Source organism: Protofrankia sp. Cas8 (genome assembly GCF_963555845.1).
Lineage (GTDB): Bacteria > Actinomycetota > Actinomycetes > Frankiales > Frankiaceae > Protofrankia.
Genome location: NZ_CAUVXI010000066.1, coordinates 1 through 18,863, shown reverse-complemented (window position 1 = coordinate 18,863; position 18,863 = coordinate 1). Strand labels below are relative to the sequence as shown.

Genomic DNA, 18,863 nt, shown 5'->3' with positions numbered 1-18,863 from the left:
TGGATGACCTCGATGCTGCACCGCTCGCCCGACGACGACGTCTTCGGCGAGCAGCTCGCGCTGGCTCAACTCGACTACGTCGTGTCGTCCACGGCGATGGCGACGTCGCTGGCCGAGAACTACACCGGGCTGCCCTACGCACAAGGATGGTCATACCGATGAACGACGTGGACGTGGACGTGGCGCAGCCGCTGCGGATGCCGACCGGCTATCGCGTGGACGCCGAGGGAACCCACCCCTCGTTGTCGTTCGCTGGGTACAAGAGCACCGCGCTGCGCCATCCGACCAGGCCACTGCATCTGTTGCCGCATCGGCTCACGGAGGTCACCGGGCCGCTGTTCGGCTCCGAGCGGGTCGGGCCGGGCGAAGACGACCTGACCCGTTACGACGGCGGTGAAGCGTGCGGGCAGCGGATCGTCGTCCATGGGCGGCTAAAGGACTCGAGTGGCCGCGCGGTGCCGGGCGCCCTGCTCGAAGTGTGGCAGGCCAACGCCGGCGGCCGGTACCGGCACGTCGGCGACCAGTGGCCGTCGCCGCTGGATCCGCACTTCGCCGGGCTGGGCCGCACGGTCACCGACGGCCAGGGCCGGTACCGGTTCACCACGATCAGGCCCGGGGCATACCCCTGGAAGAACCATCACAACGCCTGGCGGCCGGCGCACATCCATTTTTCGGTCTTCGGGCAGGCCTTCGCTCAACGGCTGATCACGCAGATGTACTTCCCGGACGATCCGCTGTTCGTCCAGGACCCGATCTACAACTCCGTCCCGGACGAGAAGGCCAGGGCGCGGATGGTGGCGTCCTACGACCACGACGTGACGACGGACCACTGGGCGCTCGGTTTCCGGTTCGACATCGTGCTGCGTGGACGCGACCAGACCCCCTTCGAGAGCGAGCCGCACGATGACTGAGCTGCTCGGATCGACACCGTCGCAGACCGTCGGGCCGTACCTGGCCATCGTGCTGGCCTGGGCGGATGGCTCGAATGTCGTCGCCCCCGGGACCGCGGGCCTGCTTACGATCACCGGAAGGCTGATCGACGGCGCCGGTGACGGAGTCCCCGACGGCCTCATTGAGATCTGGCAGGCCGACCCCGCCGGACGCTTCAACCACCCCGACGATCCGCGCGGCGCCCGTGCCCACATCGGGTTCCGGGGATTCGGCCGATGCCCGACCGAATCCGACGGCACGTTCGTCTTCCACACGCTCAAGCCCGGGCCGCTGCCAGCCGGCGACGGTGGCACCGAGGCGCCGCACCTGGACGTGTCCGTCTTCGCGCGTGGACTGCTGCATCGCCTCGTCACGAGGATCTACTTCCCCGACGAGGCCGCGGCCAACGCGACCGATCCGGTGCTGGGCGGGCTCGAACCTGCGCAGCGGCGCCTGTTGACAGCGGTAGAACAGGAGAACGGCGGCCTGCGTTTCGACATCCGGATACAGGGTCACGACGAGACCCCGTTCTTCGCGATCTGATGGCGAAGACATCGGTGCGATCATGCTGGGCGACCAGGACGGTGAACCGGTGAGTGCCCTGTGGGATCCGATCTTCGGTGCGACCGCGGTCGCCGCCACCACCGACGACCGCGCCTGGCTCGGCGCCCTGTGTGACGTCGAAGCCGCATTGGCTCGTGCCTGCGCGACGGTAGGACTGATCGACGGTGCGACGGCGACGCAGATCGAGGCCGCCTGCGCGCAGGCGGCCGCCCACGATCCCGGCGAGCTCGGTCGGCAGGCCGCCGCCGACGGCAACCCGGTGATCCCGCTGGTCCGCCGGCTTCGGGTCGCGCTCGCGCAAGCCGCGGATGAGCACGCCGCTTCGGCCGTCCATCTCGGCGCCACCAGCCAGGACATCCTCGACACCGCGGCCATGCTGGTGGCGCACCGGGCGACGGCCGTTATCGGCGGCGGACTCGACGGCGCGGCCGAGGCGTGCGCCGTCCTTGCACGCGACCATCGAAACACCGCGATGGCCGGACGAACGCTGCTTCAGCAGGCAGTGCCCACCACGTTCGGGGCGGTAGCGGCCGGCTGGGGAGAAGGCCTCGACCGAGCCGGCCGTCGCCTGCGGGCGGTACGGGAGGACCTCGCCGTGCAGCTGGGTGGCGCCGCCGGCACGCTTGCCGCGCTGTATCCGGGCGGTCCAGCCGTCCGCGCCGCCTTGGCCGATGAACTCGGGCTGACCGACCCGGGCACGGTCTGGCACACCGAGCGCGTCCGCATCGCCGAACTCGCCGGCGCGCTCGGCGCAGCGTCCGGCGCGGTCGGCAAAATCGCCACCGACATCGTGCTGCTCGCCCAGACCGAACTCGGCGAGGTGGCCGAAGGCGTCGGTGGCGGATCGTCGGCGATGCCACACAAGCAGAACCCGATCGCGGCCGTGACGGCCCGGGCCGCCGCCGCACAGGCGCCCGGCCTGGTGGCAACCCTTCTCGCCGCGATGCCCGGCGAGCTGCAGCGCGGCGCCGGTCCGTGGCACGCCGAGTGGGCACCGCTCACCGCGCTGCTCAACGTGGCGGGCGGCGCTGCGGCCAGACTGCGCGTATCGCTGTCGGGCCTGCATGTCGACCGCGACGCTATGAGCCGCAATCTACGATGTATGCAGGCAATCGACGCCCGGGTCCGGCCGAGCACCGATGTCGGCCATGCCGGCGACATCGTCGATCACTATCTCGCGGGACGACACCGATGACCGTCACGCTCCACTCCCTCGCCGAGGGGCCGCGCCGAGCACCGGTGCTGGTGCTGCTCAACTCCCTCGGCGCGTCGACCGCGATGTGGGATCCGCAGGTCGCCGTCCTCGCCGAGCGGTTCCGCGTCGTACGGATCGACAGCCGCGGCCACGGCCGCTCACCCGCCGCCCCGCCCTGCCAGCCCGGCCAGCCCGGCCCGCCGTGCACGATCGACGAGCTGGCTCGCGACGTCCTGGCCGTGCTGGACCGGATCGAGCTCGATCTGGGCGTCACCCGCGTCCACCTGGCCGGTCTGTCCCTCGGCGGGATGACGGCCATGTGGATCGCCGCGCACCATCCGCAGCGGATCGCCCGGCTGGCTCTGCTCTGCACGTCGGCCCACCTGCCGCCCGCGAAGGCCAGGTTCGCCCGTGCCGCCACGGTGCGACGCGACGGGCTGGGCCCGATCGCCGAGGCAGTCGTCCAGCGCTGGGTGACACCGGGCCTCGCGGCCCGCGACCCCGGCCTGGTGGCGGCGCTCGTGGCCATGCTGAGGTGCACCGATGCGGAGTCCTACGCGCAGTGCTGCGAGGCGATCGCCACCATGGATCTGCGCCCCGATCTCGCTCGCATCGCCGCGCCGACGCTGGTCATCGCCGGGGCCGACGATCCGGCCATCCCACCCGAGCACGCACAGACGATCGCCAACGGTATCGCCGGGGCCCGGTTCGAGGTGCTCGGGAACGCGGCACACCTCGCCACGGTCGAGCGGTCCGGCGAGGTCGCACGCCTCCTGCTGGAGCACTTCTGCCCGCCGGACGGTGCGGGGCCCGTCGCCGGGAGCGCGACGTTGAGCGCGGGTTATGCGACGCGCCGCGCCGTCCTGGGCGACGAACACGTGGACCGCGCGACAGCGAACACCACCGAGCTCACCGCGCCCTTTCAGGACTTCATCACCCGCTACGCGTGGGGCGAGGTCTGGTCGCGGCCCGGTCTCACCCGCCGGGACCGGTCGATCGTGACACTGGCCGCGTTGACCTCCCTCGGTGCCGACCACGAGATCGCGATGCACGTGCGTGCCGCGATCCGCAACGGACTCACCCCGGCTGAGATCGGTGAGGTGCTGCTGCACACGGCGCTGTACAGCGGCCTGCCCCGCTCCAACCGGGCATTCGCCATTGCGCAGCAGACGCTGGCTGAACTCGACGCATCCGTTCCCATCACGAACGACCGGCAATAGGGAAAACTGACAAGGGGTCTTCGACCTTTGTTGTCGGCAAGTTTCTTGATGTTGGCGTGGACAAGCTGAACCTTGGCGAGAATCTCGTCCGCGGTCGCCGTCCACGTGAATGGCTTCGGCTTGCCGTTCCAGTGGGCGATGTAGTTCCGGATCTGCTGGATGAGAAGCTGCACGGAGGTGCAGGTACCGCGGCGGATCGACTGATGGGTGATGATACCGAACCACGTTTCGATCTGATTGATCCACGACGATCCGACCGGGGTGAAATGGAAATGCACGTGCGGGCTCTCCTCCAGCCATGCCTCAACATCGGGCGTGGTGTGGGTGGAAAGATTGTCCAGCACAACATGAATTTCCTTGCCGGCGTGAGTCTTGACGGCTTTCTTGAGAAAGAAGTCGTCGGGCATCGAGGTGGCCTGGCGGGCTACCTGTGCGCCGATGGCGGCGGCTTCTAGTTCGGCGGGGTCGTCGGGGTAGCTGACCGTGCCGTTGGTGTGGACCCGTACCGCTCGGACAGTGGTGATCCTGCACGGCGACGGGTCTGGATGGTATCGGCGATCTCCGGGTCGAGTGGTCCGGCTCCCTGCGAGCGCAGGGCACTGCGAAACAGAGCTGAAGGGCTGACTGTGGTCGGGTTCTGTGTTCCGCGGAACGCACCGGCTTCGTTACATCGGTATCGAGCGCTACCAGGACACCGACCCGAACCGTTACCTGCGGGAACGCATACGCGACCGGTCCCTGCTCTTCGTGGCCGCGACCCGAGCCCCTTCCTGCCCGCCGCCACGCACCCCTGATCGGCCGTGTGCGGCTGATCGTGGAGATGGTGATCGGCGTTTGTTTGTCGTCAGGTACGGTTTTCGGTCGGATAGGCGTACCTGACGACAAACTCGCGCCGATCTTGCACCGAATACTTACACCGGTGGGATTGGCTGAGGAGCTGGGTGTACTGGTAGCTGCTGCTGAGCGCAGCATCCGCAGGGCAGGACTCGACCCGCGGACGGGTGCCGGGTGCGCGCTTTTGGATACTCCCCGCGAAGACTCCCTGGATGGTGATCACACGCTGCTCGTCGACGGTCGGGAGTTCCGGTTGTTGGATGGCTCGCGAGGGGCAGGGTGAGCGGCTGGCAGACCAGAAAGACCACCGGTCATCCGGGTTACGACGGGCCGGAGGGAACAGGGCTACGACGCAGCCTGCTCGCCGTCGACCCGATCCGAGGCGGTAGGCCGGTCGGTGCTGGCGGCGACTATCCGGGCGAGAAGTGTCAGGAACGTCGCCTGCTCGTCCGGGGTGAGTGGACCAAGGATGATCTCGTTCATCGCGTCGGCTCGACGGGCGACGGTGGCGTGCACGGCCTCGCCGCGGCGAGTGAGGCGCAGGACGTTGCGTCGCCCGTCGGCGGGGTCGCGCAGTCGCCGGACAAGACCGCGCTGGACCAGTCGTGCGACCACGTCGGCGACGTTGGAACGGTCGAGTGATGCGCGCTCTCCGACCGTCTTCTGGTCGACGCCGGGCTCGGCGAGCAGGCAGTTGAGCACGGCGAACTGAGGCGGGGTGGTGTCGTCGGACACCACGGCGTTCCACAGTTGATAGGTCACCTGCTGGAGCCGTCGGGCCAGATGGCCCGGGTGCGCCGCGAGGTTCGCAGGTTCCGCGCGCGGTCCGTCGGGTTGTAGGGCTGACGGCGCCGGCTGGGTAGACGGGGCGGATGATCCGCCGCCGTCGCATTCCGAGTCGTCCACATGTCTGCTCAGCGGTCGGTTCCGTCCTTCCCGAAGCGGCGCTCTGGCGGAATTATAGTCCATACGTGGATTCCCCGGCACGCGGTGACGTCGACTGCAGCACTGCTCGATAGCCCCGGACCGCCCGGCGGTACGGCGCCTTGACCGGCTCTTGACGGTGGCTGTCTCAAGTGCCACTCTTAAGTTACTCTGTACACGGAGTATCGCCATACTCCGTGTATCGCGATACACGGAGTATGGCGATGTGGCGGATGGACGGTGTCCGCTCCCGAGGGCGAATCGGGCTGGTCTCCGACGTGCTGGTGGTGTTCCACTAAGAGCGCCCGGCAATAGGGGCGCCGACGTGAGAGGTGATGAGGGTGTTTCCGCAGAACCAGTGGTACGTCGCGGCTTGGAGCCGTGAGGTCGGCCGCGACCTGTTCGCGCGGACGATCTGCGGCGAGCCGATCGTCTTCTACCGCACGCTGGACGGGCGGGTCGTCGCACTGGCCGACCGCTGCGTCCACCGCCGCTACCCGCTGTCGCTCGGAACACTGCGGGGCGACGACCTGGAGTGCGGGTACCACGGCTTCACCTACGACTGTTCGGGCACCTGCATCGCGGTGCCCGGCCAGGATCGGGTGCCGCGAACCGCGCGGGTGCGCAGCTATCGCGTCGTCGAGCAGGCCAACTGGATCTGGGTCTGGATCGGCGAAGAGGCCAAGGCCGACCTCGCCGCCGTTCCGGACAACCACTGGCTCGACGACCCCGACTGGACCATGATCGGCGGTATGGCTCCCCTGCCGGCCCGCTACCAACTCCTGGTCGACAACCTGCTCGACCTGTCGCACGAGACCTACCTGCACGCGGGATTCATCGGGACTCCCGAGGTGGCCGCGACGCCCATTCAGACCGAGGTCAACCACGCCGAGCAGGTCCTCCGGATCAGCCGGCACATGCACGGCGTGGAGTGCCCGCCGTTCTATGAGAAGTCGACCGGATTCTCCACGCCCGTCGACCGCTGGCAGGACATCGAGTACCGTCCGGTCTGTTCGTACGTGCTGCATTCACGGATCGCGCCAGTCGGCATACTGCCGGGAGACGACGGCGTAGACACCGGCGCTGTGCACGTAAAGATTCTCTACGGTATAACGCCGGAAACCGAGCACAGCACGTTCGACTTCTGGGCGGTGGCCCGCGACTTCGCGCTGGGCGACGCCGAGGTCTCCGATTTCTTTGAGCGGATGAATCAGGAGGTCGTGCAGCAGGACGTGGACGCGCTCACGCTACTCGAACAAGTGACCGCGAATGAGGAGAAGGTCGGCGGGGTCTCCGAACACGGCCGCGTCCAGGAACTCAGCATCGCCATCGACGCAGGTGCCCTCGCCGGACGCAAAATGATCAGAGAAATGCTGGCATCCCCAACACCGACATCCTGAATATTCCGGTGCGCTCAGCTCACCGTGTCCTGTCCAACGCAACCCCGCCGTGATCGGGCACGACGGGGTGGTGACCACGGGGTGGGCGTTGTCGGATTACAAGCGCAGCACGTTCGCCACGTCCGCGATCAGTTGGTCGACGGCGTCTGCGGCGGCATCCACGACAGCGGTGTGCAGGTGGAAAAGGTGGTCGAGTCCCTCGACCCGCTTCGCGATGACCTTTGTGCCGGCCTGTTCGAGCCGGTGCGCGTACGCTTCCCCCTCGTCCCTGAGAACGTCGTACTCGGCTGTGTAGACCACTGCCGGCGGAAGCCCGCAGAGGTCGACGGCCGCAAGCGGAGACACCAGGGGATGGCTTCGCTGCGCCGGGTCAGGCACGTAGTTCTCCACGAACCACCGGCCGGTCATCGCGTCGAGACCGAATCCGGTCGCATTCTCGGTGTGCGAGGGCAAGGCCATCGTGGCGTCGACGGCGGGCGTCAGGAGGACCTGAGCGGCCGGCACGTTTTCGCCCCGCAGCTCAAGACATGCCGCGGCGGCGAGGTTACCGCCGGCGCTCCATCCTCCGACGGCGACGCGGCCGCCGTCACCGCCGATCTCGCCGGCGTGCTCCCGGGCCCACAGATAGCCCGCGACCGCGTCGTTCAGCGCTGCCGGAAAGGGTTGCTCCGGCGCACGCCGGTAGTCGACGCTGACCACGACCGCGTCGGCGCCGACGGCCAGGCGCCGGCACAGCCAGTCGTCACTGGCCAGATCGCCGACCGTCCAGCCGCCACCGTGGAAATAGGTCAGCACGGGCCGGCGCCCATCCATTCCCGGCCGGTAGATCCGCACCGGGAGTTCCCCAGCGGGACCGGGCACCATCTGGTCCGCCACGTGCACGACGGGCATCGGGCGGTCAGGTAAAGCCATCAGCTGGGCGTACAGCGCTCGGGCCTGGACGGGTGTGAGCGTGTGGAACGGTGGCAGGCCCGCTGCGGCAGCCTGTTTGAGAACGGCCTCGAATTGCGGATCAACCGGCATGGTGTGCCTTCCAGTTAGAATGTTTAGAATGTGAGCACCGGTTTGATGGTCTTACCTGCCACCATGTCGTCGACCGCGGTTTGGATCTGACTGAACCCGTACTCGGTGATCAGTTTCTGGACCGGCATCCGGCCGGAGCGAACAAGCGCGACGAGAACGGGCAGCAGCCGTTCGGTCTCGCTGTCACCGAGGGTGATCCCGACGACCTGACGGCCCCCCAGCATGGCGTTGACATCGAGCGCCACCTCGGAGCCGAAGGGAGGCGCGCCGACGATGACCGCCGTCCCACGAGCGGCAAGGCAGTCGATCGCCGTCCGCAGGACAGCGGTGTTCCCCGTCGTCTCGACCACGCCGTCGACCCCCGCGCCACCGGTGATCTCGGCCAACTGTTCGGCGACACCGCCGTCGGTGGCGTTGACAACGTCGGTGGCCCCCAACTGCACCGCAAGGCGCAACCGCTGTTCGATCCGGTCGACGGCGATGATGCGTGTCGCCGGTGTGAGGGCAGCTGCCATGATCGCTGACAGGCCGACGGAACCGGCACCGGTGACCGCGATCGTCGCGCCGGGGCACGGATTCAGGATGTTCCAGACCGCGCCGGCGCCCGTCTGCACGCCACAGCCCAGCGGCGCGATCAGGTTGAGCGCGACGTCGGCGTCCACTTTGACGACGCTGCGCTCGTCGACCAGGGCATGACGGGAGAAGGAGGACTGGCCGAAGAAGTGACCGCCGATCGCCTCCTGCGCCCTGCTGATGGTCGACGAACCGTCGGCACGGACGCCGCCGAGAAGGTTCATCGGAAGCCAGGTCGCGCAGTAGGCCGGGTGGCCGTCCCGACAGTTCCCGCATCGGCCGCAGGAGGTGAACGACAACAGGACATGGTCACCTGGCTGCACCCGACTGACCCCGGAGCCGACGCTTTCCACCACGCCGGCGCCCTCGTGCCCGAGGACGCCAGGCAGGGGGAACGGCAGACCGCCCCCGGCAACAGTGAGATCGGTGTGGCAGACGCCGGCTGCCACCAGGCGCACGACGACCTCGTCGGGTCGCGGGTCGTCCAACTCGACCTCGGACAGTGTGAACGGTTCTCCGGCCTTCTCGACGATTGCCGCTTCCGTCGTCGTCATCCTGGCTGTGTCTCCTTGCTCGGTGGTCACGTGCTCGCGGATTTCGTGGACTTCGCGGACGTAGTGGTCGGTGCTGGCGCCCGATCAGCCGGTGCTGGCTTGCGATCAGGTGAGCGCGACGATGACGGATTTGACCTGCGTGTACTCGTGCAGACCTTCCGGCCCGTTCTCGCGGCCGTAGCCAGACTGCTTGTAGCCGCCGAATGGCATGGCGGGATCGAGCAGTGCCCAGCCGTTGACCCACACGATGCCCGCCGCAAGCCGTGCCGCGACCCGGTGGGCTCGGGCGACATCGCGGGTGTGCAGGCCTGCCGCGAGTCCGAAGGGCGTGCTGTTGGCGAGCGCGACGGCCTCGTCCTCGTCGTCGAACGGCTGGACGGTCAGCACCGGGCCGAAGATCTCTTCCTGGACGAGGCGGGAGTCATTGGGCATGCCGGTGATGACGGTGGGGGCGTAGTACGAGCCGCCACCGAGGTCGAGCCGCCGCCCACCGGTCACAATCCGGACACCGTTGGTTGCACGGGCCAGCTGGATGTACTCCTCGACCTTGGCCAGGTGGCGCTCGCCGCCCAGCGGCCCCACGATGGTGGACTCCTCGAACGGATCCCCGACCGGCACGCCGGCGGCGCCACCTGCGACGGCTTCGACCACCGTGTCGAACAGTTCGCGCGCCACCAGCAGCCGGGTGCCGCCCATACAGAACTGGCCGGTGTTGAACACGAATCCCTGGATCGCCGCGCCGATGGCCGTGTCGAGGTCCGCGTCAGCAAAGATCAACTGCGCTGACTTGCCGCCCAGCTCGATGGTCGCCGGCTTGAGGAACTCACCGGCCAGGCTCGCCACCGACCGCCCGACCGGCGTCGACCCGGTAAAGGCGATCTTGTCGACACCCGGGTGGCGGATGAGCGCCTGGCCGGCCACCGCCCCGCCGGTGACCACGTTCAGGACTCCGTCAGGCACACCGGCTGCCGAGAACAGCTCCGCCATCCGCAACGCCGACAACGGCGTGTCCTCGGCCGGCTTGTGGACGATCGTATTTCCTGCCGCCAGCGCCGGAGCGATTTTGCTGTTGGAGAGGATCAGCGGGAAGTTGAACGGCGTGATGGCTCCGACGACACCGATGGGTTCGCGGCGGGTATATGCCAGCGCGGGCACGGAAATCGACCGTGTCGACCCGTCGATTGTCTGCGCCAGGGCGGCATAATACTCGTATTGCTCGATCACTGTATTGACGTCGACCACCCGGGACAGTGTGATCGGCTTGCCGACATCCAGGGTTTCCAGCCGAGCCAGTTCGTCGGCGTGCTCGCGCACGAGCTCGGCGACGCGAATCAGGACGCGAGCGCGCTCCCGGCCCGACATCCGGGGCCACGGCCCCTCGTCGAAGGCTCTGCGAGCAGCCGTCACCGCGACGTCGATATCCGCTTCGCCGCCGTCGACCACGGTCTCGACGATCGTCCCGGTCGACGGGTCGATCACCGCGCGACGCTCGCCTGCGACACCTTCGCGCCACCCGCCGTCGATGTACAGCCGGCCCGGCGACACCATTGGTCGACCGGGCATCGCGGTCGTGTCGTCGATAGCCACGGTCACAGCCTGTGTTATTATTTGGTCCACAGTAATGGCACCTCCACGCGGCGGAATTTGCCGGTACAGCGATGACGATCAGCTGATGCCGAAACGCCTGGTCCGATACACGTCGGTGGATCGCCTGGACTTCTCGTCGCGCTATCGCGAACGCCGGTTCCTGCACCAGACTCATGCACCAGACTCAATAGTCAGGATGGCCACGTTCAGGCCAGCGCAGTTGACGACGGGCGCCCTGATTCTTGCGCGCAGGTGTACAGTTCGGCCCTGAAAGTGATCACGAATGCTGGTCGAGGAGGCGAGGAGTGGACAGCACCGGTGCGGCGATGTCTCGCTCCTTCGAGGGAGCACGCGACATCGAGCAGTGGCGTCATGCGGTCAGCACTACCTTCGAGACCTTGGAACCGGTCGTGGATGCCGACGGCCCGTTCCACGCGGTGCTGGACGCGACCAGCCTGGGAGAACTGTCACTGCTATCCGTGCAGGCATCGCCACACATGGTCGTGCGTACCGCTGCCGCCACAGGAACCGCCGACCGGCCCGTCTACAAGATCACACTTCAGGTGGCCGGTGTCACGGTGCTGGATCAAGATGGCCATGAGTGCCTGCTCCAGCCCGGCGACCTTGTTCTGTCCGACACCGGACGTCCGTACCGGCATAGCAGCCGAGACGACTTTCACCTTGCTGTTCTGATCTTTCCACGCGACCTGGTGCCCCTGCCGCCAGCACTCGTCGAACGGTGGACCGCTCGCGTCCTGCCTTCTCGGGAGGGTGCCGGCGCGGTGCTGAACGCCTGCATGCGCAGCCTGCTGGCCCATGCGCAGTCGTGCGGGACGGGAGCCGGCCATCGACTGGCCGCGGCCTGCATGGATCTGCTCGCGGCGACGCTCGCCGACACCACGGACAGCAGCGCCACGGCTCCGGCCGATGCACGGCGATTACAGATCATCGCCTGGATTCGTGAGCACCTGAGGGACGACGCCCTGTGCCCCGACGCGATCGCCGCGGCCCACCACATCTCGCCCCGGTACCTTCACCGGCTGTTCGAAGATCAGCAGGTCTCCGTGTCCGCCTACATCCGCACCCAACGGCTGGAACACGTGAAAGCCGACCTCGAGAGTCGGCTGTTGGCCCGACACAGCATCAACGCCATCGCCGATCGGTGGGGCTTCCACAATCAGCCGCACCTCACCCGGCTTTTTCGGGAACGCTACGGTCTGACGCCGGGCGAGGTCCGCCGCCGCGCCCTGAACCCGGGCTCCTTCGAGCCGCCCGTATCGGCGCCGATGGCCTGACCCTCGAGGAAGCACGGTCCGCGAGCCGTCTGGTCGGAGCCGCCGGAGCCGCCGGAGCCGCGACCGAGCAGATGTGGGACACGGTGCTGACCTGGCGGCAGATGATCCGTCTTCAGGTCGACATCGATCTCCCCGTACTACCGCAACGCACCTCGGTGGACGCCGCGTACCTCCCCCTGGACGGTGCCTTTCCGGGCCGGATCGTCGTCGACGTCACCGAGACGTTCGCCGAGTCTCTTTGGGAACGATGTGAATCTGGTGTTGTGGCAGGAGCATCAGATTCACATCGTTAAGAGCCTGTCCGAACCCAAGATTCAAAACAGGCTCGTAAACAGACGGGCACCGCCAGGTGGGACGCGGGGGGGACGCGAGCCGGACAGACGTTGTTCAGCGGCCTCCTAGACCAGAAAGCGGAAGATCGGCTGGGCGACGCACACCGGCTTGCCACCACCGTCGCGCTCGATCACCGCGTCGATGGTGAGCTGCATCCCGCCGTCGACCGGCTCAAGCCCCACCAGGGTCGCCGTCACCCGCACCTTGGACCCCACCGGAACCGGCGCTGGGAAACGCACCTTGCCCAGGCCGTAGTTCACCTTGGTGCGGACCTCGCGGACGTCCAGCAACTCCGACCACAGCGGGATCAGCAGTGACAGGGTGAGGTAACCGTGCGCGATCGTCGTACCGAACGGCCCGTCCTTGGCCCGCGCCGGGTCGGTGTGGATCCACTGCTGGTCGCCGGTCGCATCGGCAAAAGTGTCGATGCGGTGTTGGTCGATCTCTACCCACGAACTGGCACCCAGACTCTTGCCGACCAGCGGGGTCAGGTCGGCCAGGGTGTCGACGACTGTGGACACGGTCTGTCTCCTCAATGGAAGGTTGGGGTCCCGGCCGCGGTGGCCGCGCCGGCCGCCGTGGCGCGAAGGTCCTGTTTGCGAACCTTCCCGGTGGCGGTTCGCGGGAGGACCGGGACGAACCGCACATATTTCGGGATCTTGAAGGAAGCCAGCCGGCCCCGCAACGCGGCCCGCAGGGACTCCTCGGTCCAGGCATCCGGGTCAGCGATGACGAAGGCGAATCCGACCTCGCCCCAGCGGTCGTCGGCGACCCCGACGACCGCGGCGTCGACCACGCCCGGCAGCGCGTTGAGCACCGCCTCGACCTCGACCGGGTAGACGTTCTCCCCGCCGGAGATGATCACATCCGTGAGTCGGTCGACGACGTAGGCCCAACCGTCCTGCGCGACCCGCACGACGTCACCGGAGCGGAACCAGCCGTCGGTGAAGGCACGGTCGGTCTCCGCCGGCCGGTTCCAGTACCCGCTGAACACGTTGAGGCCGCGCACCAGCAGTTCGCCGGACGTCCCCGGCTCCGGCGTGTCGGCCCCGGCGGCCAGTGACACGTCGGTGAAGAAGTGCGGCACGCCGATCGAGATCGGCCGCGCTGCCGCGCCCTGCGGCACCGCCAGGTAGACGCCGGGGCTGGCCTCGGTCATCCCGTAGCCCTGCAGGAGCGGCACGCCACGGCGCTGCCAGGCGACCGCGACACGTTCGGCTACCGTCGACCCCCCGTAGATCACGAAGCGTAGGGAGCTGAGGTCCGCCGCGGCGAAGTCCGGATGCTCGCACAACATCTGCAGCATCGTCGGCACGGCGGAGAACGACGCAATGCGCAGCGCGGCGATCGCCGACAGCACGTAGCCCGGGTCGAATCTCGGAGCGACGACAACGGTGCCGCCCTTGAACAGGGTCGGCAGGCTCACCTGTCCGAGCCCGGCCGCGTGGAACAGGGGAGCCATGCAGAGGGCCACGTCGCTGGTCAGGACATCCACGTGCGCCAACTGGTTCATCGTGTTGAACGTCATGTTCGCGTGGCTGAGCACGGCGCCCTTCGGGCGGCCGGTGGTGCCGCTGGTGTAAAGGATCACCGCGTCGTCGGACAGCGCCACCTCCGAACGCACCACGCAGTGCCCCGCCCCGGCCCCCACCGCGGCGTGCAGGAGTGCGGCGTAGCTACCCGGCCCGGACCCGGCCACCGGCACGACCGCGGCGACCCCGTGTGCGGCCGGGTCCACCGCGACCACCAGATCGGCCAGCTCCGGGCCGTGGACCAGGACCGTTGGACGCGCGTCGTCGAGCAGGTAGGCGACCTCGTCCGCCGCCAGTCGGGTGTTGAACGGGACGAAGATCGCGCCTAGCCGGGCGGTGGCGAAGAAGACCTCGAAGGTCGCGATGTCGTTCGGGCCGAGGTAAGCGACCCGGTCGCCGTGGCCCACGCCGAGCTCGGCAAACGCCAGGCTCAGACACTCGACCCGGGCGGCCAGTTCGGCGTAGGTCAGGCTGCGGTCTGCCGATTGCTCGCTGTGCTCGCTGTGCTCGCTGTGCTCTCCGGGCTTTCCGGGCTCTGTGTGCTGGCGTAACGCCACGTCCGCGCCGTTGATGCGGGCCCGACGAGCCGGCCAGCTGCCCAGTCCGTAGTCCGGCATCGCGTCATCCTCCTGTCCGCGCCAGCCCGAGCATGCGCGCGGCGTTGTCCTTCAGGATCAGCGGCCGCACCGCCGGTTTGATGTCCAGCGCGGCGAAGTCGGTCAGCCACCGGTCCGGCGTGATCACCGGGTAGTCCGAGCCGAACAGCACCTTGTGCTTGAGCAGGCCGTTGGCGGCCCGTACGAGCTGCGGCGGGAAGTACTTCGGTGACCAGCCGGAAAGGTCGATGAACACGTTCGCCTTGTGCGTCGCGATCGAGATCGCCGCGTCCTGCCACGGCACCGACGGATGGGCCAGGACGACGGTTAGCTGCGGGTGGTCCGCGGCGACGTCGTCGATGAGCATCGGGTCGGAGTAGCGAAGCTTGATGCCGCGCCCGCCGGGCAGACCGGCGCCGATACCGGTCTGACCAGTGTGGAAGACGACCGGCAGGCCGAGTTCGGCCGCGGCTTCGTAGAGCGGATAGTGCGTCCTGTCATTCGGGCTGAAGGCCTGCATGGACGGGTGCAGCTTGAGACCACGTGCCCCGGCCGCGGCGAGGTCACGCAGTCGGTCCACCGCGGACGCCCCGTCGTGCGGGTCGACGGAGGCGAACGGGATCACGACGTCGTCGTACTTCGCCGCCGCGGCGACGATGTCCTCGCTGGAGAGCGCCGGATGGCCGGTGGCCGTGTGTGCGTCGACGGTGAACACCACGGCGGCCAGGTTGCGCTCGCGGTAGTACTCGGCGATGGCGGCCAGGTCGGGTGTTCGGTTCTCCCCCGCCTTGAAATACGCCGCCGACGCCGCCATCAGTTCGTCGTCCAGCGAGCAGTGCCCGTGGCCGTCGGACTCGACATGCACGTGTGTGTCGATCGCGGTGACCGCGTCGAGGTCGATACCCATCACGACACTCCGTTAGTAGGCTTGCGGGAAGGTCTGGCCGACGGTCTGCAGCTGGCCGGTGAACTCCTTGGGCCAGACGTCGGCGATCGCCTGCGCGCTCCAGCCGCCGTCCGCGAAGGCCACCACCGCTTCGGTGGGATGCGACCACAGCGCGAGCCGGTCGCCGCCAAGCCCGACGGCCTGGCCGTTGACGTCGGCGGCGGCGTCAGAGGCGAGGAACACCAGGAGCCCCGCCACGTCCTCGGGCGGCCCGAAGCTGAGCTCACGGCGGGCGTAGGGCGGCAGCGGCCGGCCGGCATGCAGCGCGTCGACGTACGGCTTCAGGAACGGCGCGGTCTCGGTCATGCCGGTGGCGGCCACGGGAATCACCGCGTTGACGGTGATCCGCGCGCGGGCGAGCTCGAGCGCCCAGGTTCGCACCATGCCGACGATCCCGGCCTTCGCCGCCGCGTAGTTCGTCTGACCGAAGTTGCCGACCTGGCCGGTGGGCGAGCCGACGCAGATGATGCGGCCGCCCTCCCCCTGCTCGCGCATGCGGGTGGCGGCGGCGCGCACACAGGTGAACGTGCCGCGCAGATGCACGCTGACGACGTCGTCGAAGTCCTCGTCGGTCATCTTCCACAACACCGTGTCACGTAGGATGCCGGCGTTGGTGATGAGGATGTCGAGGCGGCCGAACTCCGCGACCGCGCGGTCCACCAGCGCCTGCGCGACGTCGGTGGACCCAACGGCGCCAACGTGCGCGACGGCCCGACCGCCGGTGTCGGCGATGGATCGCGCCGCCGCGTCGGCGACCTCGGCGTCAACGTCGTTGACGACGACAGCGGCACCGGCCGCCGCGAGCGCCCGCGCGTAGGCGAGCCCGAGCCCCCGGCCACTGCCCGTGATGATCGCGACCCTGCCATCGAGGGGGCCGTCTGTCCCCCGTCCTGACGTCATCCGTGGACTCCTCTCGCTGGGGCTGCGTGCCGCGACGGCCAGCCGGGCCGACCGCCCAATTAAGCAGGTTTCCTGACTATCTCAGATGCACGCTGGGGCGACAACGGCTGGCCGACCGCGGCGACGACCACGACCCGGTTGCCGATCTCACCCGGCCAGACTCTCCTCAGTGATCATGACTTCGTGCGACCGGCCGCCCAGACCGACCACCGCCAGCACAGCGGCGACCACGGCGGCAGCGCCACAGACGACGTACCCGAGAGCGTAGGCGTGATCAAGAGCGTGGAAGGCCACGTCCTTGAGCGGGTTGAACGGGATGACCGTGCCATCGGGCAGAGCTATCGAGGCGGGGACGGCGTTGGCCCCGAGTGGTCCGGAGTTCACCGCGCCGATCGCCGCATGCAGCGCTGGTTGCTGCGCCGCCGGCGCGCCGGCCGCCGAGCTGTTGAACGCCTCCAGGGCCTTGGCCAACGCGGCGTTGTTGCTGACCTTGTGCGAGACCTCCGCGGCGGCGCGGCTCAGCGCGATCGCGCCGATGATGGCCGGCCCGAGGGTGAACCCGAAGTCGCGCAGCAGGCTGGTCGACCCGCTCGCCATGCCGGCGAGGTGATTGGGGACGGTGTTCACCGCGACAGCCGTGATAGCCGACAGCCCCAGCGCAAACCCGACACCGGCGATGAGCAGGGGAGCCACGATCGGCGCAAGGGACAGGTTCGTCGCGGACACCTCCGACAGCCAGAAGTCGGCGACTGCGACGAGCGCGAAGCTGATACCCAGCGTCCACCGCGGGTTGTAATGCTCGAGGACGCGCGAGGTGAAGGGCATCAACACCAGCGTCATCACGTTGAGCAGGATGAACGCGATCGAGGTCTTCAGCGGGGTGAAGCCCTGGATCGCCGACAGGCGGATGCTTGTGGAGTAGGCGGTGCCGAGGTAGGCGAACATGCCGATGACCGTCGCGACCGCGGCGACCGAGTACGCGCGGTTGGCGAACAGCTCCAGCCGCAGCAACGGCGCGGTGGAGCGGCGCTCAGCCAGCACGAACAGGACCAGGAACAGCGCAGCCAGCACGAATCCGGCGATCACGCCACCGCTGTGCCAGCCGCTCGTCGGACCCTGGATCACGGCGTACAACAGCGCGAACAACGCCACCGCTATGGTTATCTGCCCCGGCCAGTCGAGCGAGCGACCCTCGGGGGCCGCGGAGTTCCGGGCAAACCGCACCGACACGCCGATGCTGATCACTGATAGCACGATGACGGCCACGAACGCCCACCGCCAGCCGGCGTACGGGTCGCTGCCGAAGCCGTAGCGCGCCAGGAAGCCGCCGAGCACCGGCGAGACGAAACCGCCCGACGCCAACGCCGCAGCCCAGATCGCGATGCCGCGCGACCGGTCACGGACGGTGTGCGTGCCGGCGGCGACCATGGCAAGCGACGTCGGGAAGATCGCGGCGGCACCGACGCCAGCGATGATCTGGCCCAACCACAACACCAGCACCCGGGCCCCGGTCGAACTGCCGGTTCCCGGGGTGAGGACCGCGAGGAACTGCCCGAGGGCGAGCAGGATGGTTCCCCCGACCAGGAGGCGCTTGCGCCCGAACAGGTCACCCATGACCCCGAAGGTGAGTTCGAGGAGCGTGACCGGGACGAGGAACGCGTCGGAGATCCAGGTTAACTGTGACGAGGTGGTGCCCAGATCCTGCTGGAACTGACCGTTGAGCACGGCCGGGATTGCCAGCCCGACTTGGGCGACGCAGACCGCCAGCGCGGCCGCAGCCAGCGTGCCGCGCGTCAGGCCGCGCGGCGGTGTCGTCACGACTACGTCGTTTGCGGGTCGGTTGAGAATGGTCATTCGGGTGGCCTCCAGCGTCCGTGTGCCGGTGGGGTCGGCTGGATGTGAAGCGTGCCACACGAATCGTGCGACGTACAGGTTTCCTGATGGTTTTTAGCAGGAAACCTGCCTATAAACTGTCCCTCCCCTCCCCTCCCCTCCGATCTGCCTACGCTGACGGCCCCGCTCAGTGCGGCGGGTGCCCAACCAGGTTGGCGCGGCAGACCAGCAGGATCCGCCGCAGCTCGGCGGCCTGCTCCTCGCTCACCCCGGCGAGCATCTCGGTCTCCAGGTCGCTGACCTTGTCCCGGTGGGCGCTCAGCAGCTGCCGCCCGTCGGGTGTGAGGGCCAGCACCAGGCGCCGACGGTCATCGGGATCGCGGTGCCGCTCGATCAGGCCACGCTCCTGCAGTGCGGTCACCATGTCGGCCATGGTCTGCGCCGTGACGAAGGAGTTGCGGGCGAGTTGCGCCGAGGACATGTCCGGGTGCCGTTCCAGCACGGTCAACGCCGTGTACTGCAGGGCGGTCAGTCCGATCGGCCGGAAGATCTCGTCCAGGTGCGAACGGACCACCAACTCAACCTGTTTCATCACGTAGAGTAACGTCGGCTCGGCACGCTGCG

16 protein-coding genes and 2 pseudogenes are annotated in these 18,863 nt (G+C 68.3%); 7 read left to right on the top strand and 11 right to left on the bottom strand.

The annotated features are described in order from the left end of the window. The first annotated feature begins 158 nt into the window (after positions 1 to 158). From pcaH to pcaC, 4 genes are read left to right on the top strand one after another with little or no spacing between them, the layout of a single operon-like run. A complete protein-coding gene (gene pcaH / locus U9977_RS12075; protein WP_322749326.1) occupies positions 159 to 911 on the top strand; it encodes a protocatechuate 3,4-dioxygenase subunit beta in 753 nt (250 codons plus the stop codon). Beyond that, the gene (pcaG, locus tag U9977_RS12070; RefSeq protein ID WP_322749325.1) at positions 904 to 1,473 is read left to right on the top strand and encodes a protocatechuate 3,4-dioxygenase subunit alpha; all 570 of its coding nucleotides are present in this window, start codon (positions 904 to 906) and stop codon (positions 1,471 to 1,473) included. Before pcaH ends, pcaG begins: the two co-directional genes overlap by 8 nt. A gap of 22 nt (positions 1,474 to 1,495) precedes the next feature. Continuing rightward, positions 1,496 to 2,689 (top strand): 3-carboxy-cis,cis-muconate cycloisomerase, encoded by a 1,194-nt coding sequence (pcaB, locus tag U9977_RS12065; protein WP_322749324.1) that lies wholly within the window; start codon positions 1,496 to 1,498, stop codon positions 2,687 to 2,689. Then, complete coding sequence (gene pcaC / locus U9977_RS12060; protein ID WP_322749323.1) at positions 2,686 to 3,909, top strand: 4-carboxymuconolactone decarboxylase; 1,224 nt, start codon at positions 2,686 to 2,688, stop codon at positions 3,907 to 3,909. The genes pcaB and pcaC overlap by 4 nt, the downstream gene beginning before the upstream one ends. 20 nt (positions 3,910 to 3,929) lie before the next feature. Here the strand turns inward: pcaC and U9977_RS26945 are convergent. Beyond that, positions 3,930 to 4,301, bottom strand: a pseudogene (locus U9977_RS26945) (transposase); the annotation flags it as partial. A gap of 283 nt (positions 4,302 to 4,584) precedes the next feature. On the opposite strand from U9977_RS26945, the pseudogene U9977_RS26940 reads away from it, so the two are divergent. After that, a pseudogene (locus tag U9977_RS26940) lies at positions 4,585 to 4,788 on the top strand (hypothetical protein); the annotation flags it as partial. A gap of 300 nt (positions 4,789 to 5,088) precedes the next feature. On the opposite strand, the gene U9977_RS12050 reads toward U9977_RS26940, so the two are convergent. After that, positions 5,089 to 5,505: a MarR family winged helix-turn-helix transcriptional regulator gene (locus tag U9977_RS12050; protein ID WP_322749322.1), complete on the bottom strand. Its 417-nt coding sequence runs from the start codon at positions 5,503 to 5,505 to the stop codon at positions 5,089 to 5,091. A gap of 497 nt (positions 5,506 to 6,002) precedes the next feature. Between U9977_RS12050 and U9977_RS12045 the strand changes: the two genes are divergently transcribed. Next, positions 6,003 to 7,067: a Rieske 2Fe-2S domain-containing protein gene (locus tag U9977_RS12045; protein ID WP_416210578.1), complete on the top strand. Its 1,065-nt coding sequence runs from the start codon at positions 6,003 to 6,005 to the stop codon at positions 7,065 to 7,067. A gap of 96 nt (positions 7,068 to 7,163) precedes the next feature. Here U9977_RS12045 and U9977_RS12040 read toward each other — a convergent pair whose 3' ends face one another. From U9977_RS12040 to U9977_RS12030, 3 genes are all read right to left on the bottom strand, one after another. Beyond that, positions 7,164 to 8,090 carry an alpha/beta hydrolase gene (locus U9977_RS12040; RefSeq protein ID WP_322749320.1) on the bottom strand — a complete coding sequence of 309 codons (927 nt, stop codon included), beginning with the start codon at positions 8,088 to 8,090 and terminating at the stop codon, positions 7,164 to 7,166. Between the two features lie 23 nt (positions 8,091 to 8,113). Further along, positions 8,114 to 9,217 (bottom strand): NAD(P)-dependent alcohol dehydrogenase, encoded by a 1,104-nt coding sequence (locus tag U9977_RS12035; protein ID WP_322749319.1) that lies wholly within the window; start codon positions 9,215 to 9,217, stop codon positions 8,114 to 8,116. Positions 9,218 to 9,322: 105 nt separating this feature from the next. Next, positions 9,323 to 10,780, bottom strand: coding sequence for an aldehyde dehydrogenase family protein (locus U9977_RS12030; protein WP_416210579.1), 1,458 nt, complete (start codon positions 10,778 to 10,780; stop codon positions 9,323 to 9,325). A 329-nt stretch (positions 10,781 to 11,109) separates the two neighbouring features. Here U9977_RS12030 and U9977_RS12025 point away from each other — a divergent pair, with 329 nt between their 5' ends. Then, on the top strand, positions 11,110 to 12,099 hold the full coding sequence (locus tag U9977_RS12025) for a helix-turn-helix domain-containing protein (protein WP_322749317.1): 990 nt from the start codon (positions 11,110 to 11,112) through the stop codon (positions 12,097 to 12,099). A gap of 398 nt (positions 12,100 to 12,497) precedes the next feature. Here U9977_RS12025 and U9977_RS12020 read toward each other — a convergent pair whose 3' ends face one another. From U9977_RS12020 to U9977_RS11995, 6 genes are all read right to left on the bottom strand, one after another. Next, entirely contained in the window at positions 12,498 to 12,953 is a 456-nt protein-coding gene (locus U9977_RS12020) for a MaoC family dehydratase (protein WP_322749316.1), read from the bottom strand. 11 nt (positions 12,954 to 12,964) lie between these two features. Continuing rightward, positions 12,965 to 14,581 carry an AMP-binding protein gene (locus U9977_RS12015; RefSeq protein WP_322749315.1) on the bottom strand — a complete coding sequence of 539 codons (1,617 nt, stop codon included), beginning with the start codon at positions 14,579 to 14,581 and terminating at the stop codon, positions 12,965 to 12,967. Between the two features lie 4 nt (positions 14,582 to 14,585). After that, entirely contained in the window at positions 14,586 to 15,461 is an 876-nt protein-coding gene (locus U9977_RS12010) for an amidohydrolase family protein (protein WP_322749334.1), read from the bottom strand. A gap of 18 nt (positions 15,462 to 15,479) precedes the next feature. Beyond that, the gene (locus U9977_RS12005; RefSeq protein ID WP_322749314.1) at positions 15,480 to 16,406 is read right to left on the bottom strand and encodes an SDR family NAD(P)-dependent oxidoreductase; all 927 of its coding nucleotides are present in this window, start codon (positions 16,404 to 16,406) and stop codon (positions 15,480 to 15,482) included. 147 nt (positions 16,407 to 16,553) lie between these two features. Continuing rightward, the gene (locus U9977_RS12000) at positions 16,554 to 18,260 is read right to left on the bottom strand and encodes an MFS transporter (protein WP_416210577.1); all 1,707 of its coding nucleotides are present in this window, start codon (positions 18,258 to 18,260) and stop codon (positions 16,554 to 16,556) included. A gap of 166 nt (positions 18,261 to 18,426) precedes the next feature. Continuing rightward, the coding region (locus U9977_RS11995) for a MarR family winged helix-turn-helix transcriptional regulator (protein ID WP_322749312.1) at positions 18,427 to 18,863 on the bottom strand (437 nt) is incomplete at its 5' end.